General features: G+C 58.7%; 4 protein-coding genes and 1 pseudogene. 4 read left to right on the plus strand and 1 reads right to left on the minus strand.

Annotation, left to right across the window (positions count from 1 at the left end; all coding sequences use genetic code 11):
- Nucleotides 1-1,648: ArnT family glycosyltransferase (locus NQ012_RS12645; protein ID WP_257067929.1), on the plus strand; the 1,648-nt coding region annotated here is incomplete at its 5' end.
- Between the two features lie 67 nt (nucleotides 1,649-1,715).
- Here NQ012_RS12645 and NQ012_RS12650 read toward each other — a convergent pair.
- Nucleotides 1,716-2,597, minus strand: a complete 882-nt coding sequence (locus NQ012_RS12650) for a lysophospholipid acyltransferase family protein (protein WP_257067930.1) — start codon at nucleotides 2,595-2,597, stop codon at nucleotides 1,716-1,718.
- A gap of 167 nt (nucleotides 2,598-2,764) precedes the next feature.
- Here NQ012_RS12650 and NQ012_RS12655 point away from each other — a divergent pair, with 167 nt between their 5' ends.
- The 3 genes and pseudogenes from NQ012_RS12655 to NQ012_RS13205 all read left to right on the plus strand — a co-directional run.
- Nucleotides 2,765-3,310 carry a TIGR00645 family protein gene (locus tag NQ012_RS12655; RefSeq protein WP_257067931.1) on the plus strand — a complete coding sequence of 182 codons (546 nt, stop codon included), beginning with the start codon at nucleotides 2,765-2,767 and terminating at the stop codon, nucleotides 3,308-3,310.
- Nucleotides 3,311-3,446: 136 nt separating this feature from the next.
- Nucleotides 3,447-4,616 (plus strand): methionine adenosyltransferase, encoded by a 1,170-nt coding sequence (metK, locus tag NQ012_RS12660; RefSeq protein WP_257067932.1) that lies wholly within the window; start codon nucleotides 3,447-3,449, stop codon nucleotides 4,614-4,616.
- A gap of 108 nt (nucleotides 4,617-4,724) precedes the next feature.
- Nucleotides 4,725-4,803 (plus strand): annotated as a pseudogene (locus tag NQ012_RS13205) (helix-turn-helix domain-containing protein); the annotation flags it as partial.

The following is a 4,803-nucleotide window of genomic DNA, read 5'->3' on the forward strand; positions in this document are numbered from 1 at the left end:
GACCTACACCCCGCCCGAATCCCGTTCGCCCGCGCCCACCCGCGAAAAACCTTGGCTGCTGCTGTTGCTGGCGTTTGCTTGGCTGTGGCCGGGTATTTTTTCGCGCGATTTGTGGAATCCGGCCGAACCGGCGGTTTTCACGGCCGTAGAAGCGTTTTCAAACGGTGCCGCCGCATGGCTGCCCACCGTGCTCGACCGGCCTTATTTCAACGTGTCGCCCGTGTATGTGTGGGCGGCGGCGCTGTTCGAACGGCTGCTCTCGCCGTGGGCAGCCGATGCTTATTCCGCCGCCCGTTTCGCCAGCGTGCTGTTTACCGCCGTCGGCCTGCTGTGCTGCGGCAGCGCGGGTTTCCGCTTTTTAGGCCGCCACCAGGGGCGAAGTGTGGCGCTGATTTTAATCGGCTGCACGGGGCTGATTACGATGGCGCACTTTCTCGGCGGGCAGTCGGTGGTGTTTGCCGCGCTGGGCATGTGTTTGTATGGTTTCTCGCTGGCGCAGACGCGCGTGATTATGGCCGCGCTGATGCTGGGCGGCGGCTGGGCGTTGCTGTCCGTGTCGGCCGGTCTGCTGCTGCCCGCCGCGCTGATGCTGGCGGCGCTGGGCCTGCTGGCGCATCCGCAGTGGCAGTTCAAACGCTACTACCTCACGCTGGTGGGGGCGTTTGCGTTTGCCCTGCCGATGATGCTGGTGTATCCGTTTGCGTTGTTTAAAACCGATGCGGCGGCTTTCGAAATCTGGCTGCACCATTATGCTTTCGGCGCGTTCGGCGGCACACAGAGTTTTCAGACGGCCTTTTCGCTGCCTTATTATTTGAAAAATCTGTTGTGGTTTGCCTTTCCCGCTTGGCCGCTGGCAATCTGGACAGCCACCCGTATGCAGCTTTCCCGCCAACGCTGGGGTGTACTCGCGCTGGCTTGGCTGGCTGCCGCAACCGTGCTGCTTACGTTCAGCCCGCACCGCTACCAAGATCATTTGGTTTGGCTGCTGCCGCCGCTGGCGCTGCTCGGCGCGGCGCAGCTCGACGGCCTGCGGCGCGGTGCGGCGGCGTTTATCAATTGGTTCGGCATTATGGCTTTCGGCCTGTTTGCGGTGTTTTTATGGCTGGGCTTTTTTGCCATGAACTACGGCTGGCCGGTGAAACTGGCCGAACGTTCTTATTATTTCAGCCCGTATTACATTCCCGATATCGACATCATGCCCATGCTGGTGGCTGTGTCGTTCACGCCCGTGTGGCTGTGGGCGATTACGCGCAAACACATCCGCGGACGGCAGGCCGTTACCAACTGGGCGGCGGGGGTAACGCTGGTGTGGGCACTGATGATGACGCTGTTTCTGCCGTGGCTCGATGCCGCCAAAAGCCATGCGCCGGTGGTGAGGCAGATGGAAGCGTCGCTGCCTGCCAATTTGAAAACCGCCCTGGCCGAAGGCGCAAGCTGCGTAAGCGTGGATGCCGGTGCCGTTACCGCACGCATCGTGTGGCAGCAATACGGCACGCTGAAGCTGCGTGTGAACGATGCTTCGTGCACCTACCGGCTGGTGCAGCAGCCTAAAGGCAGCGCCATACCCGACGGCTGGCATCTGTTGTGGGAAGGTGCCCGCCCGCGCAATAAAACGGAAGGCTTCGCGCTGTTGGAAAAGGCCGTCTGAAACGGTTCGGCATGGTTTCAGACGGCCTTTGGTGCGGTTTGTTTGTCATTTAAAACGCAATGTTTGTTCAGCTTTCAAGCGGCGGCTCCGGCGCGCCGGCGGGGTGTTTGTAGCGGTTGTAGGCAAACAGATATTGGTGCGGAAAACGTTTGATCCAATATTCCACATTGCTGTTAATCACTTGCGCATCGTGAGCCTTATCGCCGTTGAGTTCGCCCTGCAACGGCTCGATATGCAGCACGAACCCCTGCCCTGCGGGCAGGCGTTCGCCCACGAAAAACAACGCCTTCACGCCTTTAACTTGGGCGAGTTTGCCCGCCAGCGTCATGGTGTAGGCAGGCTTACCGAAAAAACCGGCCCATACGCCTTCGCCGCCTTCGTGCGGGTCGGGCACGTGGTCGGGCAGCACGATGGTGGCCTCGCCCGCGCGCAGGGCTTTGATAATCTGCTTCACGCCCTGAATATTGGTGGGGGCGGTGCGCCCTTTGCCGCGCACGCGGCCGGCCTGCATCACTTGGTCGAACGCTTTGATTTTCGGCGGCTTATACATAGCGGTGAGCGGAAACGGCAACTGCTCGCTGATGTAGCGCCCCGCGATGTCGTAGCTGCCGATGTGCGGCGTGATAAGCAGCAGGCCTTCACCGTTTTCCACCGCCTGCCGGATATGCTCCCAGCCGTGAGCGGCCCTGAACAGCCCCGCCACCTGCTCGGGCCGTCTGAAAAAAGCCACCGGCAGCTCCAACCCGCCTTTGGCCGTTTCCCGCAGCACGGCTTTAACGGCGGCATCGTCTGCGTTCAGGCCGGCAATCTGCAAATTGCAGCGTATCCTTTCTCGGTCTTTGCGGGCAAGATAAAAGCCCAAAACGCCCAGCACATTTCCTATGGCGTGCAGCGTGCGCAGCGGCAGTGCGGCAAACAGACGGAACAGCAGAAAAACCAGAGTTTGCATGGCGGTGGCGGTAAGTGTTGGTAAAAACGGCATTGTAATGGAAAACCGCGCCGGCGGGTGGCCGGGCGAAACCCAGGCAAAACCGCCGCACCCAAGATGAAAATATTGAATTCGGCGCTGAAACAGGGTAATTTCTGCACTTTTGCCAACTTTCTGTTTGAAATACTATGGAACACCAACCCCAATCCCCCGCCCCGCTGAGCCAACCGCCCTCTTGGATTGCCCAGATGATTTTCGCCAGCCGCTGGCTGCAACTGCCGATTTATCTCGGCCTGATTGTGGTGCAGGCGGTTTATGCCTACAAATTCATCAAATCACTGTGGCACCTGATTGTGAACCTGAACCAGATGGACGCCAACACCATCATGCTGGCGGTGCTCAACCTGATCGATGTGGTGATGATTGCCAACCTCTTGGTGATGGTGATTGTGGGCGGTTATGAAATTTTCGTATCGAAGCTGCGCACCGAAGGCCACCCCGACGAACCCGAATGGCTCAGCCATGTGAACGCTTCGGTGTTGAAAGTGAAGCTGTCGATGTCGATTATCAGCATTTCCTCCATCCATCTGCTGCAAACTTTTGTGAACGCCGCCAATTTGCCCGAAAAAACCATGATGTGGCAGCTCTTGCTGCATTTGGGCTTTTTGGCCTCGGCGCTGGCGATGGCCTACACCGACAAAGTGCTCTACGGCACCAGCCACAAAAGCCATTAACCCTTTTCATACGGCCTGATGAATTATTCATGCAGGTATGGCCGGGGCGGCCCGCCATCTCTGCTATAATTTGCACCGTTTAGCTACCATGCAAACCGGCAGGCTGCCGGTTTGCTTCTTTTACGAAAGAACCACCATGAGCGAATATGTGTTTACTTCGGAATCCGTGTCAGAAGGCCACCCCGATAAAGTTGCCGACCAGATTTCCGACGCCGTTTTAGACGCCATTCTGGCGCAAGACCCCAAAGGCCGCGTGGCCGCCGAAACCCTGGTTGCCACCGATTTGTGCGTGCTGGCCGGCGAAATCACCACCACCGCCAAAGTCGATTACGAACAGATTGCCCGCGAAACCATCGCCCGCATCGGCTACAACAACCCCGAATGGGGCTTTTCGGCCGATTCCTGCAAACTGGTTTTGAACTACGGCCAGCAGTCGCCCGACATCGCCCAAGGCGTAAACGAAGGCGAAGGCGTAGATTTGAACCAGGGTGCGGGCGATCAGGGCCTGATGTTCGGCTACGCCTGCGACGAAACCCCCGTGCTGATGCCGTTTGCCATCTACTACAGCCACCGCCTGATGCAGCGCCAGAGCGAAGTGCGCAAAAGCGGCCTCTTGCCATGGCTGCGCCCCGATGCCAAAGCCCAGCTCACCTGCGTTTACGACAGCGAAACCGGCAAAGTGAAACGCATCGACACCGTGGTGCTCTCCACCCAGCACGATCCCGACATCAGCCGCGAAGATTTGATTGCCGCCGTGAAAACGCACATCATCTTCCCCGTGCTGCCCAAAGAAATGCTCACCGAAGAAACCAAATACCTGATCAACCCCACCGGCAACTTCGTTATCGGCGGCCCGCAGGGCGACTGCGGCCTGACCGGCCGTAAAATCATCGTCGACACCTACGGCGGTGCGGCCCCGCACGGCGGCGGTGCATTTTCCGGCAAAGACCCCACCAAAGTCGACCGTTCCGCCGCCTACGCCTGCCGCTACGTCGCCAAAAACATCGTGGCCGCGGGTTTGGCGCGCCAATGCCAGATTCAGGTTTCCTACGCCATCGGCATCGCCGAGCCGACTTCCATCGCCATCGACACCTTCGGCACCGGCGAATTGAACGAAGCCGAACTGATCAAGCTCGTGCGCGAGCACTTCGACCTGCGCCCCAAAGGCATTATCCAAATGCTCGACCTGTTGCGCCCGATTTACAGCAAATCCGCCGCCTACGGCCACTTCGGCCGCGAAGAGCCGGAGTTCACTTGGGAGCGCACCGACAAAGCCGCCGTGCTGAGAGCCGCCGCAGGTTTGTAACACCGTTCATGCCATGCAACACAGGCCGTCTGAAAAACATTTGTTTTCAGACGGCCTGAGATGTAGGAAAAGCTAGCGTTGTTTACAGTATTTGAAAGACAATACTGCATGAACATCCATAAAAATACCCGGCTGACCCCGCATAACTGCCGGGCCGTTTGGCGCGCTTATACACAAGACAAAATCA

The organism is Neisseria dentiae (genome assembly GCF_024580525.1).
GTDB lineage: Bacteria > Pseudomonadota > Gammaproteobacteria > Burkholderiales > Neisseriaceae > Neisseria > Neisseria dentiae_A.